Origin of the sequence: Vibrio sp. 1562 (genome assembly GCF_033340155.1) — a bacterium.
GTDB classification, from domain to species: Bacteria; Pseudomonadota; Gammaproteobacteria; order Enterobacterales; family Vibrionaceae; genus Vibrio; species Vibrio alginolyticus.
The window spans coordinates 223,467-239,678 of sequence record NZ_JAWOVY010000005.1; the positions used below are offsets into that span (position 1 = coordinate 223,467).

General features: G+C 45.1%; 17 protein-coding genes. 9 read left to right on the forward strand and 8 right to left on the reverse strand.

The window, feature by feature from the left end; genetic code table 11:
• The first annotated feature begins 16 nt into the window (after positions 1-16).
• The 5 genes from surA (at position 17) to apaH (ending at position 4,372) form a co-directional block, all read left to right on the forward strand.
• The gene (gene surA, locus R7Z49_RS07595) at positions 17-1,300 is read left to right on the forward strand and encodes a peptidylprolyl isomerase SurA (protein ID WP_005379672.1); all 1,284 of its coding nucleotides are present in this window, start codon (positions 17-19) and stop codon (positions 1,298-1,300) included.
• On the forward strand, positions 1,290-2,288 hold the full coding sequence (gene pdxA, locus R7Z49_RS07600; protein ID WP_005379670.1) for a 4-hydroxythreonine-4-phosphate dehydrogenase PdxA: 999 nt from the start codon (positions 1,290-1,292) through the stop codon (positions 2,286-2,288). The genes surA and pdxA overlap by 11 nt, the downstream gene beginning before the upstream one ends.
• Positions 2,285-3,094: a 16S rRNA (adenine(1518)-N(6)/adenine(1519)-N(6))-dimethyltransferase RsmA gene (gene rsmA, locus R7Z49_RS07605; RefSeq protein WP_005379669.1), complete on the forward strand. Its 810-nt coding sequence runs from the start codon at positions 2,285-2,287 to the stop codon at positions 3,092-3,094. The genes pdxA and rsmA overlap by 4 nt, the downstream gene beginning before the upstream one ends.
• Before the next feature lie 75 nt (positions 3,095-3,169).
• On the forward strand, positions 3,170-3,550 hold the full coding sequence (gene apaG / locus R7Z49_RS07610; protein WP_005379668.1) for a Co2+/Mg2+ efflux protein ApaG: 381 nt from the start codon (positions 3,170-3,172) through the stop codon (positions 3,548-3,550).
• A 15-nt stretch (positions 3,551-3,565) separates the two neighbouring features.
• Positions 3,566-4,372, forward strand: a complete 807-nt coding sequence (apaH, locus tag R7Z49_RS07615) for a bis(5'-nucleosyl)-tetraphosphatase (symmetrical) ApaH (protein WP_025768370.1) — start codon at positions 3,566-3,568, stop codon at positions 4,370-4,372.
• 269 nt (positions 4,373-4,641) lie between these two features.
• On the opposite strand, the gene folA is transcribed toward apaH, so the two are convergent.
• The 6 genes from folA to rplU form a co-directional block, all read right to left on the reverse strand.
• Entirely contained in the window at positions 4,642-5,121 is a 480-nt protein-coding gene (folA, locus tag R7Z49_RS07620; RefSeq protein WP_186584482.1) for a type 3 dihydrofolate reductase, read from the reverse strand.
• A 9-nt stretch (positions 5,122-5,130) separates the two neighbouring features.
• On the reverse strand, positions 5,131-5,604 hold the full coding sequence (locus R7Z49_RS07625) for a threonine/serine exporter family protein (RefSeq protein ID WP_005379665.1): 474 nt from the start codon (positions 5,602-5,604) through the stop codon (positions 5,131-5,133).
• The gene (locus tag R7Z49_RS07630) at positions 5,604-6,404 is read right to left on the reverse strand and encodes a threonine/serine exporter family protein (RefSeq protein ID WP_005379664.1); all 801 of its coding nucleotides are present in this window, start codon (positions 6,402-6,404) and stop codon (positions 5,604-5,606) included. The genes R7Z49_RS07625 and R7Z49_RS07630 overlap by 1 nt, the downstream gene beginning before the upstream one ends.
• Before the next feature lie 196 nt (positions 6,405-6,600).
• On the reverse strand, positions 6,601-7,773 hold the full coding sequence (gene cgtA / locus R7Z49_RS07635; RefSeq protein ID WP_042522432.1) for an Obg family GTPase CgtA: 1,173 nt from the start codon (positions 7,771-7,773) through the stop codon (positions 6,601-6,603).
• 212 nt (positions 7,774-7,985) lie between these two features.
• Positions 7,986-8,243: a 50S ribosomal protein L27 gene (rpmA, locus tag R7Z49_RS07640; RefSeq protein WP_005383095.1), complete on the reverse strand. Its 258-nt coding sequence runs from the start codon at positions 8,241-8,243 to the stop codon at positions 7,986-7,988.
• A 20-nt stretch (positions 8,244-8,263) separates the two neighbouring features.
• Positions 8,264-8,575, reverse strand: coding sequence for a 50S ribosomal protein L21 (gene rplU, locus R7Z49_RS07645; protein ID WP_005383096.1), 312 nt, complete (start codon positions 8,573-8,575; stop codon positions 8,264-8,266).
• Positions 8,576-8,831: 256 nt separating this feature from the next.
• Between rplU and ispB the strand changes: the two genes are divergently transcribed.
• Positions 8,832-9,803 (forward strand): octaprenyl diphosphate synthase, encoded by a 972-nt coding sequence (ispB, locus tag R7Z49_RS07650; protein ID WP_064353590.1) that lies wholly within the window; start codon positions 8,832-8,834, stop codon positions 9,801-9,803.
• A gap of 93 nt (positions 9,804-9,896) precedes the next feature.
• On the opposite strand, the gene R7Z49_RS07655 is transcribed toward ispB, so the two are convergent.
• Both R7Z49_RS07655 and mdh read right to left on the reverse strand, forming a co-directional pair.
• The gene (locus R7Z49_RS07655) at positions 9,897-10,088 is read right to left on the reverse strand and encodes a hypothetical protein (RefSeq protein ID WP_005379661.1); all 192 of its coding nucleotides are present in this window, start codon (positions 10,086-10,088) and stop codon (positions 9,897-9,899) included.
• Between the two features lie 113 nt (positions 10,089-10,201).
• Positions 10,202-11,137 carry a malate dehydrogenase gene (gene mdh / locus R7Z49_RS07660; RefSeq protein WP_005379660.1) on the reverse strand — a complete coding sequence of 312 codons (936 nt, stop codon included), beginning with the start codon at positions 11,135-11,137 and terminating at the stop codon, positions 10,202-10,204.
• Between the two features lie 359 nt (positions 11,138-11,496).
• Between mdh and argR the strand changes: the two genes are divergently transcribed.
• The 3 genes from argR (at position 11,497) to R7Z49_RS07675 (ending at position 16,212) form a co-directional block, all read left to right on the forward strand.
• Positions 11,497-11,967, forward strand: coding sequence for a transcriptional regulator ArgR (gene argR / locus R7Z49_RS07665; protein ID WP_005379659.1), 471 nt, complete (start codon positions 11,497-11,499; stop codon positions 11,965-11,967).
• Between the two features lie 405 nt (positions 11,968-12,372).
• Entirely contained in the window at positions 12,373-13,341 is a 969-nt protein-coding gene (locus R7Z49_RS07670) for a TAXI family TRAP transporter solute-binding subunit (protein ID WP_005379657.1), read from the forward strand.
• Between the two features lie 291 nt (positions 13,342-13,632).
• Positions 13,633-16,212 carry a TRAP transporter permease gene (locus tag R7Z49_RS07675; RefSeq protein WP_186584483.1) on the forward strand — a complete coding sequence of 860 codons (2,580 nt, stop codon included), beginning with the start codon at positions 13,633-13,635 and terminating at the stop codon, positions 16,210-16,212.

The window sequence follows — 16,212 nt, forward strand, 5'->3', positions numbered from 1 at the left end:
ACTGACGGAATTTTAAATGAAAATTTGGAAATCAATCTTATTCACGACCCTACTCTCTTGCGGAGCGGTTGCAGCACCAGTAGAGATCGATAAGGTTGCGGTCATCGTGAACGACGGTGTAGTTCTACAAAGCGACATCGAAACAGCGATGAAAACGCTGCAAGCCAACGCTCGTCAAAGTGGAAAGAGCTTACCTTCTACCAGCGTATTAAAAGAACAAGTTGTTGAAAAACTTATCATTGACACGTTGCAAGGCCAAGAAGCTGACCGTATTGGTGTACGTATTGACGACAACCGTTTAAACCAAGCGATTGCAGAGATCGCACGTAATAATGAGCAATCGGTAGAACAACTCGCTGCTTCTGTAGAAAGTGAAGGTTTAAGTTACCCAGAATTCCGCGAACAAATTCGTAAGGAAATCGCCGCATCAGAAGCTCGCAATGCACTGGTTCGTCGCCGTATTAATATCCTTCCAGCAGAGGTCGATAGCCTTGCTGAGCAACTATCACAAGAAACCAATGCGACTGTTCAATACAAAATTGGACACATTCAACTGCGCTTCTCTGACGATAAAGAAAAATCTGCTGTAGAAGCAGAAGCTAAAGCGCTCGCGAAAAAGCTAAACGAAGGTGCAGACTTTACGGAGATGGCCTACACCTACTCTAAAGGCCCTAAAGCTTTACAAGGTGGTGACTGGGGCTGGATGCGTAAAGAAGAGATGCCGACCATCTTTGCTGATCAGATCAAGATGCAAAACAAAGGCAGCATTATTGGTCCATTCCGTAGTGGCGTTGGTTTCCACATCCTAAAAATAGAGGATGTCAAAGGCCTAGAAACGGTTGCGGTAACGGAAGTAAATGCGCGTCATATTTTGATTAAACCAACCGTGATTCTGAGCGACGAAGGGGCGAAGAAGCAACTGAATGAATTTGTACGCCGCATCAAAGCCGGTGAAGCAACGTTCGCTCAATTGGCAACACAATACAGTCAAGATCCTGGCTCGGCAGCACAAGACGGTGAACTAGGTTATCAAACACCAGATCTTTACGTGCCAGAATTCAAGCACCAAGTAGAAACTCTGCCAGTTGGCTCAATCAGCGAACCGTTCAAAACCGTTCACGGCTGGCATATCGTTGAAGTGTTGGATCGTCGCCAAGTTGACCGTACTGACTCAGCGATGAAGAATAAAGCTTACCGCATTCTATTTAACCGTAAATTTAATGAAGAAGCGGGCGCATGGATGCAAGAGCTACGCGCAAGTGCGTTTGTTGAAATCGTGGATGACAACAATGACAACTAATACAATTCGTAGAATTGTCGTAACCGCAGGGGAACCTGCGGGTATCGGCCCAGACTTAGTGCTTGCCCTATCGAAAGAAGATTGGGCGCACCAAATTGTCGTCTGTGCCGATAAGAATATGCTGATGGAGCGAGCCAAGCAGCTTGGCATCGAAGTCCAACTGTCTGATTACAATCCAGAAGAAGCACCTAAAGCACAAAAAGCGGGCACGCTTATCGTTGACCATATCCAAATATCGGAACCTGCGGTCGCAGGTGAGCTCAATGAAGCGAATGGCCACTATGTACTAAAAACGCTAGAAAGAGCGGCTTTAGGCTGTATGAATGATGAATTTGATGCTATTGTCACCGGCCCTGTTCATAAGGGGGTGATTAATCGCGCAGGTGTTGCATTCAGTGGTCATACTGAATTTTTCGCCGAGAAGTCACAAACGCCGCTAGTTGTAATGATGCTAGCAACGGAAGGACTACGCGTGGCGCTGGTTACAACACATATTCCTTTAGCTTATGTGTCCAAAGCTGTCACCGAAGAGCGATTAGAAAAAATCATCGATATTCTTCATAAAGACCTTGTAGAAAAGTTTGCTATCGCACAACCAAACATCTACGTTTGCGGGCTTAACCCTCATGCTGGCGAAGATGGCTGCTTAGGTCGTGAAGAGATCGAAACCATCACTCCGACACTGGAAAAAATTCGACAAGAAAAAGGTATCAACCTGATCGGCCCTCTGCCGGCTGATACCATTTTCAATGAAAAATATTTAAATGATGCTGATGCTGTTTTAGGCATGTACCATGATCAAGTATTGCCAGTATTAAAATACAAAGGCTTTGGTCGTTCAGTAAACATTACTCTTGGTCTACCTTTTATTAGAACATCGGTGGACCACGGTACTGCATTAGATCTGGCAGGGACAGGTCAAGCGGATACAGGGAGTTTCCGAACAGCGCTCACGCATGCGATAGATTTGGTAGAGAAGAAACAATGAGAAATGATGTCCATTTAGGACACAAAGCGCGTAAACGTTTTGGTCAAAACTTCCTGAACGATCCATACATTATTGATGGGATCGTATCAGCGATTAACCCAAAACCAGGTCAAAACCTGGTTGAAATCGGTCCTGGTCTTGGTGCAATCACTGAGCCGGTAGGTCGTGAAGTAGATAAGTTCACAGTTATCGAATTAGACCGCGATCTGGCGGAACGCCTACGTACTCACCCTGAACTGGCAGATAAGTTGACCATCCATGAGGGTGACGCTATGCGTTTTGACTTCACTCAACTAGTGAAGCCAAACAACAAGCTGCGCATTTTTGGTAACTTGCCATACAACATCTCTACACCATTGATGTTCCACCTTTTTGAGTTCCATAAAGACATTCAAGACATGCACTTTATGCTGCAAAAAGAAGTGGTAAACCGCTTAGCCGCCGGCCCTGGCAGCAAAGCTTACGGCCGTTTAACGGTAATGGCTCAGTACTACTGTAAAGTGGTACCGGTACTGGAAGTACCGCCAACGGCATTCGTTCCACCACCGAAAGTGGATTCTGCCGTTGTTCGTTTAGTGCCTTACGAAGAGCTGCCATGCCCGGCAAAAGATCTGCGTTTGCTCGATCGCGTTTGTCGTGAAGGCTTTAACCAACGTCGTAAAACCGTTCGTAACTGCTACAAATCGTTGTTAAGCACAGAAGTACTAGAAGAGCTAGGTGTTAATCCAAGCATGCGTCCAGAGAACCTGACGCTAGAACAATTCGTCGCAATGGCGAACTGGCTTGCGGATAACCCGCAGCACTAAGAACTCAAACAATGAGCCAAACCCTTGTAGGTTTGGCTTATTATTATTGGGATATTACGTTTCTGAGGAGTGCACATGGACGTCATTCAACCTTGCATCAAAATTCAAGTTCACACCAAATACATCGAAGAACAGTCCAACCCAGAGCTACAACGCTACGTTTTCGCTTATATCATCACCATCAAAAACCTTAGCCAGCAAACCGTACAGTTAGTGAGCCGCCGCTGGCTAATCACAGACTCGAACGGCAAGCAAATGACGGTTGAAGGTGACGGAGTTGTAGGCCAGCAGCCCTTTATTCCAAGCAATGATGAATACACGTACAGTAGCGGAACCGCGTTAGAAACCCCTGTCGGCGTTATGCAAGGACACTACAAAATGCTGGATGAGAAAGGGCAAGAGTTCATCACCGAAATCGAACCATTTCGCTTGGCTGTTCCAAATGTTTTAAATTAGTAAATTGGAGATTCAGTGGCTACCTATATTGTTGGTGACATCCAAGGCTGTTTTGATGAATTGCAGCGACTACTAGAAAAAGTATCTTTCTCTGCGAAAAAAGACCAACTTTGGCTTGCTGGTGATTTGGTCGCCAGAGGGCCTAAATCACTAGAAACGTTACGCTTTGTGAAGTCACTTGGCGCAAACGCAATCGTGGTGCTTGGTAATCACGACCTTCACCTTCTCGCAGTGGCTCACGGGATAAAAAAGGTCAAAGACAAAGATAAAACCGCACCTATTTTCACGGCCCCTGACAAAGAGGAACTACTGACATGGCTAGCTCAGCAACCTCTATTGGCCGAGCATGACGAGTTCGTGATGTGTCACGCTGGCATATCACCGCAGTGGAATCTAAAAACAGCGAGAAAGTGTGCCCGTGAAGTTGAGCGCATCATCCAAAGTGAAGAGCTGCCTTGGCTATTAAAAAACATGTACAGCAATCAACCTGATTCCTGGGATGACTCTCTACAGGGTTTGGACCGATACCGTTATATTATCAATGCTTTTACGCGGATGCGCTTTTGTTTCCCTGATGGTCGTTTGGATATGGATTGTAAATTGCCACCGCAACAAGTTTCCGGTAACAAACTTATTCCATGGTTTGATGTGCCCAAACGTATTCACTTAAATAAAGCGGTGCTCTTTGGGCACTGGGCTGCACTACAAGGCTATATGAACAACGAAGTCATCGGGCTAGATACTGGCTGCGTTTGGGGCGGAAGCCTAACCATGATCCGTTGGGAAGATAAGAAAATTTTTACTCAGGATGCGTTAAGTTAAACACTGAATAACAGTCGATAATCCATAGTAGGAAGAATACTTGTCACTTAACACCTCCTGTAGGGTCATTCCAACGAGCCTTAACGAGACTAGGAATCTAATATCCTCGCGCTGCGAATAGATAGAAATACCTTTGACAACAAGGTGCTCGTATAGAGGCTCCTGAATCTCGCTCTTTCGTCGCTTTTCAGGATGACGGTAGGTTGGGATGGCCGCTCGCTGTTACACGAACGGCATTACCGTATTAACTACGCGGTGTTAATCTCGAATTACTTTTCTAACACAGTAAAGCGCATGTTGTAGGCGTTCTTCTCATCGGCTTGATACATTTCTGAGTAAGTTTCCTTAAACTCGTCTCCCCAATCTGGGAACTGAGTATCACCATCAATGGCCGCTTCAATGTATGTTACATACAGTTTATTGGCCATAGGCAGACAAGTGGTGTAAATCGCACCACCACCAATGATCATCACTTCTTCCACATCACCTGCGACTTCCAGAGCCTGCTCAATCGATGTTACGGTAGTGACGCCTTCGATCTTTAGTGTCTCATCACGGCTAATAACAATATTCAAGCGACCTGGTAAAGGGCGACCAATAGACTCATAGGTTTTGCGTCCCATCACAACCGGTTTTCCCATGGTACAACGCTTAAACCAAGCGAAATCGGCGGGAAGATGCCAAGGCATTTGATTGTCTTTGCCAATGATGCGATTGTCGGCCATAGCGGCAATCATACTAATGATCATGTTAGGTCCTTATACAATTGGTCTGCGGCGATAGAATAACAGCCCTGGAACCGCAAGACCAACAGCTAAACCTGCAATAATAAACATGGCCTTAAGAAAGTTTTCCATACAGGTTGCGACAAGCTCGGGTGAGTAGCCAACATGATTGATTTCTACCATAGCGATCATTGCTTTGTACGCAAACACACCCGGCACCATCGGGATCAAAGCAGCCACAGTAAACACTTTTGGATGCGCGAGAAAACGGTGAGACCAGTACACACCAATCATCCCAACTAACGTCGCAGCAAAAAAGGTTGCCCACTCAATAGGAATGCCAAACTGCATCATCAAGTAGCGGCTACCATGACCAATCGCGCCACCAACAGCGCAATACACTAAAGCTCTTTGTGGTACGTTAAAAACCAATGCAAATCCTACAGCGGGAATCGCCGCAAAAAACATGTCATTCAAAAGGCCAAACATCAAATCAAATAAACTCATTAGATAGCCCACCCCCAAATTCCAGTTACACTCATCGCAGCAACGATCCCCAAACATGTCGCCAACGTTAGTAAACTAGCCATCACAAATCGAGCAATCCCCATATTAATGTGGCCTTTCAACATATCTGCGACAGAGTTAATGAGTGGGAAACCAGGTACAAGCATTAATACTGACGATGCCATTGCTACGGTAGGTAGATTACCGATTTGGTAAATTTCCGCCTGTGCTGAAATTAAGGTGGTCACAAAAGCGGTCGCAGCAAAGTTCAATAGAGGGTTGAAATGACGATGACCAATTTCTTGGCGAACGATCATGCCACCAGCTGAAGCTAAAAAGGTCATAATGAATACTCCCCAATCACCACCAGCTAGATGACTGAATGCCGCACAAGACAAGCCAATCATAAACACCACCAACCAGCGGTTATAACGCTCTGGACTGATAGCGTTCAGCTTTTTCTGCGCCATGGTTGAATCGAGCAAACCACGTTCCATCATGATACAGATTCGTTGAATTTGCGTAATAACGCGCATATTGATGCCACGATCAGCGCAGCTTCGGGTGGTGGTGATGCAATGCCCATCCATTACCGTCGTCACAACCAATGCATTAGCTGATAGTGCTACCGCAACTTCATTCACCCCACAAGCAAGGCCAATACGACGCATAATATCGCTCACAAGAGTACTTTCAGCACCATGAGCAAGTAGCATTTGTCCGGCTTGGGCGACAAGACGAGAAATCGATCGTTGAGTAGATACCGCCAACTCTCTAGGCGGTATGGTTTCTAGAGTCATAAATAAGTCTAATTCCTTTTAGGGTGTTACTCATTCATACGCGCGAGGGCCAAACTAACCCTCAAAAAAACACGACGTATCAGTTATTGTGCCGTAAATCACATCACCTAAATATGATTTAGATACAAAAAAAGCCGCAATAAATAATTGCGGCTTAATGAATTATAGGCAAACAGGCATTGTTTGACCGTTCTGATTAGTCACGAACGTAGACAACGTGACCGTCATCTTCTTCATCGTCCCAGTCATCCCAATCGTCGTCATCTTCAGTGATAACGTCTTTACCCGCCATCGCATCTTTATGGTAATCATCCCACATGAAGTTAACTTTATCTTCTTCAGCCACTTCTTCCTCTTCGCGAGGTAGGTTATCCATAAAGTCAGCCAGTTTGTAACAAAGCTCTTTAGTACCGTTACGATTGATCGCCGAGATCTTAAAGTACTCGTCTTCCCAACCTAGTGCGTCTAAGATTTCTTGGATCTTCTCATTCGCTTCTTCTTCAGGCATTAGATCAACTTTGTTGAACACTAACCAGCGCGGCTTACTTGCCAGTTTTTCGCTGTATTGTTCTAGTTCATCAATGATCGTCAATGCATTTTGCACCGGATCGGACTGATCAATTGGCATAATATCGATCATGTGCAGCAACACTCGACAACGCTCTAAGTGCTTCAAGAATCGAATACCAAGGCCAGCGCCATCTGCTGCACCCTCGATCAAACCAGGGATATCTGCAACAACAAAACTTTTCTCTGGTACGACACTTACGACACCCAAGCTTGGGATCAAAGTCGTGAATGGGTAATCAGCGACTTTCGGTTTTGCTGCTGATACTGCGCGGATAAAGGTTGATTTACCAGCATTAGGTAGACCAAGCATACCCACATCAGCAAGAAGCAATAGCTCAAGGCGAATTTCGCGTACTTCACCCTTTGTACCCAATGTTCTCTGACGAGGCGCGCGGTTTACTGAAGATTTGAAACGCGTGTTACCTAGACCGTGCCAACCGCCTTTTGCGATCATCACTTTCTTACCGTGTTCAGCAACTTCCGCCACGATTTCATTTGTGTGGATATCCACAGCGCGCGTACCCACAGGTACACGAAGAACAATGTCTTTACCACGCTTACCTGTACAGTTACCACCGCGACCGTTTTCACCACGCTCAGCTTCGTAGAAGCGCTGGAAACGGTAATCAATCAGGGTATTTAGGTTTTCATCAGCTTGGATATAAACATCACCACCGTCACCGCCATCACCGCCATCAGGGCCACCTTTAGTGATGAATTTTTCACGCCAGAAACTGACAACGCCACTACCGCCATCACCAGCCTGAACTTTTACTACCGCTTCATCTACGAACTTCATCTTTTACTCCGACTACTTCGTGCGTGGATTAAATCTTACTATGTCATCCGACAATTTTAGCAGATGACAGATCTAAGCTCCCAGATTCAAATCGCTTAGGATCTTAGCGAGAAACTTCGATATGTCGACTGCCACAAATAAAAAACCCCGCCGATTCGGCAGGGCTTTTGAATTCAGCTTAAAGCTATTAAGTAATTTGGTTAAAAACCTAATTACTCAGCTTCGATGCTTACAAACTTACGGTTCTTAGGACCTTTCACTTCGAACTTCACTTTACCTTCAGTAAGAGCGAATAGAGTGTGGTCTTTACCGATACCTACGTTGTTACCAGCGTGGAACTTAGTACCACGTTGACGAACGATGATGTTACCTGCAAGTACAGATTCACCACCGAAACGCTTAACACCTAGACGTTTGCTTTCTGAATCGCGGCCGTTACGAGTAGAACCACCAGCTTTTTTGTGTGCCATTGTTAAACTCTCCTAATAGATTAAGCGTTGATACCAGTGATCTTCACTTCAGTGAACCACTGACGGTGACCCTGTTGCTTACGAGAGTGCTTACGACGACGGAACTTAACGATTTTAACTTTATCGCCACGACCGTGTTGTACAACTTCAGCAACAATTTTGCCGCCCTCTACAAGAGGAGCACCAACTTTGATGTCTTCGCCGTTAGCAACAAGAAGAACTTTATCAAATTCTACAGTTGCACCAGTTTCAACGTCTAATTTCTCTAAACGAAGAGTTTGACCTTCGCTTACACGGTGTTGTTTACCACCAGATTGGAAAACAGCGTACATATTTTACTCCGCTTTTTCCGCACAGCCTTTCTTGAGGGTGTGCGCTAAACTAATCATCAATAGGGCGCAGATTCTACAGAATAGATGCTCCTATGACAAGCCATATTTTGAAAAAATTGGCGAAAAGCTAATCGCCAAAGAAAAGTGCGGCAATCATGCCCTTTAGTAATGTATTAATCAACGTTTTTTAGTGTATTATTCGACAATTATATAAATCGAATAAGCCTTGCAGGGTCTAACTTCAGCCGGATATACGATGGATTTTAAAACTATCCAAGCGCTTACTGCCGATGACATGGCAAAAGTGAATGAAACAATTCAAGCCCAACTTAATTCTGATGTCTCTTTAATCAACCAGCTCGGTTTTTATATCGTGAGTGGTGGAGGCAAACGTCTAAGACCGCTTTTAGCGATACTGTCAGCCCGCGCACTTGGTTACCAAGGCAATGGTCATACAATGGCAGCTGCGTTTATTGAGTTCATCCATACAGCGACTTTGCTGCATGATGACGTGGTAGATGAATCAGACATGCGCCGTGGTAAAGCCACTGCGAATGCAGCATTTGGCAATGCGGCTAGCGTATTAGTTGGGGACTTTATCTATACACGCTCATTTCAGATGATGACAGAACTAGGATCCATGAAGATCCTTAAACTAATGAGCAATGCCGTAAACGTGATCGCCGAAGGTGAAGTACAGCAGTTGATGAACTGTAACGACCCTGACACGACAGAAGAAAGCTACATGCAAGTCATCTACTCTAAGACTGCGCGCTTATTTGAATCCGCAACTCAAATCGGTGCAATCTTAAATGATGCTCCTGAGCATGTTGAAATCGCAATGCAAAATTACGGTAAGTATCTAGGCACTGCGTTTCAGCTCATTGATGACGTCATGGATTACACTTCTGATGGCGAAGACATGGGTAAAAATGTGGGTGATGACTTGGCCGAAGGCAAGCCAACTTTACCTCTACTCCATGCTATGCGTAATACCACACCAGAAAACGCCATCATGATTCGTGAAGCGATTGAGAAAGCGAATGGAATGGAGCGCTTAGAAGAAATTCTTGCGGTCATGAAAGAAGCAGGCTCTCTGGAATACACAACGCAAAAAGCTCTAGAAGAAGCAGACAAAGCAATCGCAGAACTATCAGTGTTGCCAGAGTCTGAATACAAACAAGCGCTTGTTACTCTGGCTCATGTCGCAGTACAACGCACGAAGTAATCAATAGCTACCCGTAACGCAAGGCTTATAGCGAAAAGGAAGAGCACGCTCTTCCTTTTTTACGTTTGATACCTAATGACGACGCCCGGGGCGCTAGTAATATCTGTCACTACCGCCATGCAGTTGTGGATCATCTTCTATTTCATCAAAGCTAACGGCGAGTTGCTGTTCAGTCCCTTGTTTGGACAACAATACCGTCTCTGCTTCATGGTCGACCACTAATATCGTACCGACGCCTTGTTGGCACTCAACAACCATGCCTTTACGGATTCGACTCGCTTCCATCATCTTCTCCTTCACTACGTGGTTTTGTTCGACCATTTTTACGAAGTTGAGAAATCAAGGATCAAAAAAGCCGATCAAAATGATCGGCTTTCTTCTTATATAGGCTTTCTAGGTTACTTTGCGAATTCAACACCAATGTTGATGTCGCCATTTAGTGTTTCTAGCATACCGTCTAATGCAGACTTTTCGTAATCGCTGAGTTTGCCGTAGCTTAGTACTTCTTCAACGCCTTCTTTACCCAGTTTTACAGGTTGCGCGAAGTAAGTCGCGTGTTCGCCGTCGCCTTCAACGTAAGCGCACTCAACTACGCCTTCTTCACCTTGAAGAGCACGAACCAGAGACAGACCAAAGCGACATGCAGCTTGGCCCATTGATAGTGTTGCACTACCACCACCCGCTTTCGCTTCTACAACTTCAGTACCTGCATTTTGAATACGTTTCGTTAATGCTTCTACTTCTTCAGCTGTAAACTCAACACCTTCTACTTGAGACAGTAGAGGTAAGATCGTTACGCCAGAGTGACCACCAATTACTGGCACGCGAACGTCACCTGGATCTTTGTCTTTTAGCTCAGCAACAAACGTTTCTGAACGGATAACATCCAACGTTGTTACACCAAATAGACGACGCTTATCATAAACACCCGCTTTTTTAAGAACTTCAGCAGCAATTGGCACTGTTGTATTTACAGGGTTTGTGATGATACCAACACAAGCTTTCGGACAAACAACCGCAATCTTCTCCGCTAGCGATTTAACGATACCAGCGTTTACATTAAATAGATCCGCACGATCCATACCTGGCTTACGCGCAACACCAGCAGAAATTAGCACAACATCCGCGCCTTCTAGTGCTGGAGTAGGATCTTCACCAGCGTAACCTTTGATAGAAACTGGCGTAGGGATGTGGCTAAGATCAGCGGCCACACCAGGAGTTACTGGAGCAATATCATATAGGGCTAGATCAGAACCAGCAGGAAGACGGTTCTTAAGTAGAAGGGCCAGGGCTTGACCGATGCCACCAGCGGCACCAATAACGGCTACTTTCATGTAGTTCTCCTTGAGAGTATTTCTCTTATAAACGTATTCGTAGGGTAGTTTGTAACCAACTTAAATAAAGCTATCGGAATCACAACTTGATTACAATCAATTAACGCTAGCTTTGCGACCTCGCGCAACTCGCTGTTACCGTGCTACAAATGGGGCTTGGATTATTCTTTTATTCTGTTGAAATGACAAGGAATTCAAGAAAACAGATACAGCCCTACTTCAGCGCGCTAAAGAATTCTATGTGGTATATAGTTTACAGTGACGCATCTAACATAATCCTGGGACTCTTTGGCACCGCCTGAATATATATGCGAGAATATGCAAAATTGCTGACCCGTAATAAGAGATTTGTAATGACTATGCGCAATTCAGAAAAACAAGACAACTTAGTTCGCGCCTTTAAAGCCCTGTTAAAAGAAGAAAGCTTTGGCTCACAGGGCGAGATTGTTGACGCACTCAAACAGCAAGGGTTTGAGAGTATCAACCAATCTAAAGTCTCACGTATGCTGACTAAATTTGGCGCCGTCCGTACGCGCAATGCAAAAATGGAAATGGTTTACTGTCTTCCTGCTGAGCTAGGTGTCCCAACAGTCAGCAGTTCTCTGCGTGAACTAGTACTAGACATCGATCGTAACGCAGCGTTAGTAGTAATTCACACTGGCCCAGGTGCAGCACAGTTGATTGCTCGCTTGCTTGATTCACTCGGTAAATCCGAAGGTATTCTTGGTGTTGTCGCAGGTGACGATACCATTTTCATTACGCCAACCATGGCAATTACGACTGAGCAACTCTTCAAATCAGTGTGCGAGCTGTTCGAATATACTGGTTAAGTTCTATAAAGCTTCAATCAGCTAACTCATTGTGGGTTATAAAAGAAGTCTCATTTTGTAGCCCATAATTTATGTAAATTTTTTGCTTACTCCGCTCATTCTTTAACCATCCATTTTGTGATTAACATCACGCAATTGATCTTTTTCATTTCAGTCACTAAACGTTAATTAAGCAATTGTTTTAAAAAGAATTAAATCACAAATTGAATCCTATCCCCTGATACAAAATTCAGACTTATCAACTATAACATTTAACAATTGGATAATTTTCTGCCAATTTTTTGTTATGATTCGCTCGCTTTTTCAAACGATTGGATTGAAAAAGGTGCCGTTTCCAAATAGGAAACTCCAGAAGTGATTTATGGTTATTTCCGGGTAAATAATGAATATAAGGAAGGGAAATTCATGGCATTTAACAAACTTCTCAAAGTAGGCGCTATCGCTGCAGCCGTAATGGGCGCAGGCGCAGTTAACGCTCAAGAGTTTATTACCATCGGTACTGGCTCTGTGACAGGTGTTTACTACCCAACTGGTGGTGCTATCTGTAAGTTGGTAAATAAAGGTCGTAAAGACCACAACATCCGTTGTTCAGTAGAATCGACTGGTGGCTCAATTTACAACGTTAACACTATCCGTGCAGGCGAATTAGATTTTGGTATCGTGCAATCGGATTGGCAGTACCACGGCTACAACGGTACGAGCAAGTTTGAAGAACAAGGCCCGTACAAGAAGCTACGCGCAATGTTCTCTCTTCATACAGAACCTTTCAACATCATTGCGCGTGCAGATTCAGGTATTGAAAACGTTGAAGACCTGAAAGGTAAGCGCGTAAACATCGGTAATCCAGGCTCTGGTGACCGTGCAACGATGGGCGTTGTCATGGAAGCGATGGGTTGGACAAACGACAGCTTCAAATTGGCGTCTGAGCTAAAAGGCTCTGAACGCTCTCAGGCACTTTGTGATAACAAAATTGACGCCTTCATTTACATGGTCGGCCACCCGAACGGTTCAATCAAAGAAGCAACCACATCATGTGATGCGAAGCTAGTTTCAGCAACAGGCCCTAAAATCGATAAAATTGTTGCCGACAACCCATACTACGCCTTTAGCTCAGTACCGGCTGGTATGTACCGCGGCACAGACAAAGACGTAAACAGCTTTGGTGTTGCAGCAACAATGGTAACGACCTCTGATGTTTCAGACGATGTCGCTTACAACGTGGCAAAAGCTGTGTTTGAAAACTTTGATACCTTCAAACGTCTACACCCTGCATTCGCAAACTTGAAGAAAGAAGACATGGTGAAAGCTGGTCTTTCTATTCCTCTTCACCCAGGTGCAGAAAAATACTACAAAGAAATGGGTCTAATTAAGTAATTTCCTCAGACTCTACATACAGGCAGGAAAGAATATTTTCTGCCTGTTTGAGCATACAGGTTGTAGCACGTTCTAACTGTATGCTTCATTCGCCAGTTTTCTTCTGAAAACTGCGAGCTCATACCCAAGAAAACTTAAACGCCGCCTAACAGAGTATCCAACAATCAACACTTTGAGTTCAGGCAGCAAAATACTCGAAAGCAAACTTCGCTCCATTCACTACACTGATAGAGGCGAAGTGTGGTTCTCGATAAAAATCAGACAGGACCATCAATAATAAGGAAAAAGTACATGGCGACGAATCAAGCTCCGTCACAAGATGTGCAAGAAATGGTGGCTCAGGCAGACACAGGTGCACGTAGCCCTTCGGGAATGCAAGGACGAATCCTTTGGTTTGTTCCTCTGTGTTGGTCACTATTTCAATTATGGTACGCATCCCCGTTACCATTTATTTTCAATTTTGGCGTACTGAACGACACGGAAGCGCGATCTATCCACCTTACTTTCGCGATCTTTTTGGCTTTCACTGCTTATCCAGCGATGAAGAATTCTCCTCGCGATCATATCCCTCTTGTTGATTGGATACTCGCGTTGGCTGGCAGCTTTTCAGCAGCCTATATATACCTTTTTTATACCGAGCTAGCAGGACGCTCAGGCGCACCGACAACGGTTGATATCGTTGTTGCTGTTATCGGTATGATCCTCCTTTTAGAAGCAACACGCCGAGCTCTTGGTCCACCATTGATGGTCGTGGCTGCTGTTTTCCTTACTTACACCTTTGCAGGCCCTTACATGCCTGACGTTATCGCACACAAAGGGGCAAGCTTGAACAAGGCCATGTCCCACTTGTGGCTAACAACAGAAGGCGTATTTGGGGTTGCGCTAGGTGTTTCTACCTCTTTTGTCTTCTTGTTTGTATTGTTTGGAGCAATGCTGGAACGCGCTGGTGCTGGTGCTTACTTCATTAAAGTTGCCTTCTCGTTACTTGGCCATATGAAAGGTGGTCCAGCTAAAGCGGCCGTTGTTGCATCAGGTTTATCTGGTCTGGTTTCTGGTTCTTCAATCGCAAACGTAGTAACAACTGGCACCTTTACGATTCCACTGATGAAGCGTGTTGGCTTTCCCGGCACAAAAGCGGGTGCGGTAGAGGTAGCGGCTTCAACCAATGGTCAGTTAACACCGCCAATCATGGGTGCAGCAGCATTTTTGATGGTGGAATACGTCGGTATCTCCTACGTTGAGGTGATTAAAGCTGCCCTACTTCCAGCGCTAATCTCTTATATTGCTTTAATTTACATTGTTCACCTTGAAGCATGTAAAGCAGGCATGACGGGCCTTCCTCGTCGCCACAACCCAACACTAGTACAAAGTCTGCTGTCCTTTACTGGCACAATCTTAGGATTGTGTGTGATCAGCGCATTGGTTTACTACGGAGTGGGTTGGACAAAGGACGTCTTTGGTGATGCCGCGACACCAATTGTTACCGTCGCACTATTAATCGCGTACGTTGGGTTGGTGAAAGTCTCAGCAAATCACGTGCAAGATGGCGCAATTGAGATTGATGCAGAATTAACAGAAGTACCTGATCCTGGTCCAACCGTTAAGTCAGGCTTGCACTACCTACTCCCTATCGTCGTATTGGTTTGGTGTTTGACTGTCGAACGTTTCTCACCTGGCCTTTCGGCATTCTGGGCAACGGTGTTCATGATTTTCATTTTGCTTACTCAACGTCCGTTGATTGCACTGCTGTCAAAGCAAGGTGACATGCTTCAGCAAACCAAAGATGGCTTTGTCGATCTTGCCGAGAGCTTAGTTTCTGGTGCGCGCAATATGATTGGTATCGGCGTTGCAACCGCGGCAGCGGGCACCGTTGTTGGTGTTGTTACACTAACGGGTATCGGCCTAGTGATGACCGACTTCGTCGAGTTTATCTCTGGTGGCAGCATCATTCTTATGCTGCTCTTTACCGCCATCATTAGCTTGGTTCTGGGGATGGGTCTGCCAACAACGGCGAACTACATCGTGGTCTCTACGCTAATGGCGCCGGTTATTGTTACGCTCGGCGCAGCGCATGGCTTAATTATTCCGTTGATAGCGGTGCACTTGTTCGTTTTCTACTTTGGTATTTTGGCCGACGATACCCCACCTGTAGGCCTTGCGGCTTTTGCAGCAGCAGCAATTGCGAAATCAGATCCAATTCGTACCGGTATCCAAGGTTTTACTTACGATATTCGAACCGCTATTTTGCCGTTCATGTTTGTGTTCAATACCCAGCTATTGTTAATGGGGATCGACTCTTGGTGGCATTTGGCACTCACGGTCATCTCATCGATCATTGCAATGCTGATTTTCTCTGCGGCAACTCAAGGGTGGTGGTTCACGCGTAACAAGTGGTGGGAAACAGTCCTATTATTAGTACTGACGTTTTCGTTTTTCCGTCCAGGTTTTTGGTGGGACATGCTGTACCCAGCGAAAGTTCTTTCTCCTGGCGTTGAGGTAGCTCAAATCACGGAAACACTAAATGTAGGAGAATCATTGGAGTTACGTGTTGCCGGTGAAAACCTTGAGGGCGACTACATTGAGAAAACGGTTCGTCTTCCATTCGAAGACAGTGCGACAACAGCAGACGAACGTATTTCATCTATGGGTCTGATGCTGACCGAAAGTGACAACAAAATGATTGTCGATATGGTTGAATTTGGTAGTCCAGCAGAGTCCGCAGGTATCGACTTTGATTGGGAAATCAAGTGGGTTATCCAGGATGCAGACCGTCCGATGAAAGAGTGGGTGTTTGTACCATGCTTAATGATTTTGCTGGTGCTTGCAATGAACCAAAAACGTCGTGCTCGTAAGGAACAATTGAGCGCATAA

Excerpts from the sequence above, each read along its gene's own strand:
- folA (WP_186584482.1), bottom strand. The coding sequence starts at position 5,121 with ATGATCATTAGTATGATTGCCGCTATGGCCGACAATCGCATCATTGGC.
- pdxA (WP_005379670.1), top strand. The coding sequence starts at position 1,290 with ATGACAACTAATACAATTCGTAGAATTGTCGTAACCGCAGGGGAACCT.
- ispB (WP_064353590.1), top strand. The coding sequence starts at position 8,832 with ATGGATTTTAAAACTATCCAAGCGCTTACTGCCGATGACATGGCAAAA.
- surA (WP_005379672.1), top strand. The coding sequence starts at position 17 with ATGAAAATTTGGAAATCAATCTTATTCACGACCCTACTCTCTTGCGGA.
- argR (WP_005379659.1), top strand. The coding sequence starts at position 11,497 with ATGCGCAATTCAGAAAAACAAGACAACTTAGTTCGCGCCTTTAAAGCC.
- R7Z49_RS07670 (WP_005379657.1), top strand. The coding sequence starts at position 12,373 with ATGGCATTTAACAAACTTCTCAAAGTAGGCGCTATCGCTGCAGCCGTA.
- rpmA (WP_005383095.1), bottom strand. The coding sequence starts at position 8,243 with ATGGCACACAAAAAAGCTGGTGGTTCTACTCGTAACGGCCGCGATTCA.
- mdh (WP_005379660.1), bottom strand. The coding sequence starts at position 11,137 with ATGAAAGTAGCCGTTATTGGTGCCGCTGGTGGCATCGGTCAAGCCCTG.
- R7Z49_RS07630 (WP_005379664.1), bottom strand. The coding sequence starts at position 6,404 with ATGACTCTAGAAACCATACCGCCTAGAGAGTTGGCGGTATCTACTCAA.
- R7Z49_RS07675 (WP_186584483.1), top strand. The coding sequence starts at position 13,633 with ATGGCGACGAATCAAGCTCCGTCACAAGATGTGCAAGAAATGGTGGCT.
- rsmA (WP_005379669.1), top strand. The coding sequence starts at position 2,285 with ATGAGAAATGATGTCCATTTAGGACACAAAGCGCGTAAACGTTTTGGT.
- R7Z49_RS07655 (WP_005379661.1), bottom strand. The coding sequence starts at position 10,088 with ATGGAAGCGAGTCGAATCCGTAAAGGCATGGTTGTTGAGTGCCAACAA.
- rplU (WP_005383096.1), bottom strand. The coding sequence starts at position 8,575 with ATGTACGCTGTTTTCCAATCTGGTGGTAAACAACACCGTGTAAGCGAA.
- apaG (WP_005379668.1), top strand. The coding sequence starts at position 3,170 with ATGGACGTCATTCAACCTTGCATCAAAATTCAAGTTCACACCAAATAC.
- cgtA (WP_042522432.1), bottom strand. The coding sequence starts at position 7,773 with ATGAAGTTCGTAGATGAAGCGGTAGTAAAAGTTCAGGCTGGTGATGGC.
- R7Z49_RS07625 (WP_005379665.1), bottom strand. The coding sequence starts at position 5,604 with ATGAGTTTATTTGATTTGATGTTTGGCCTTTTGAATGACATGTTTTTT.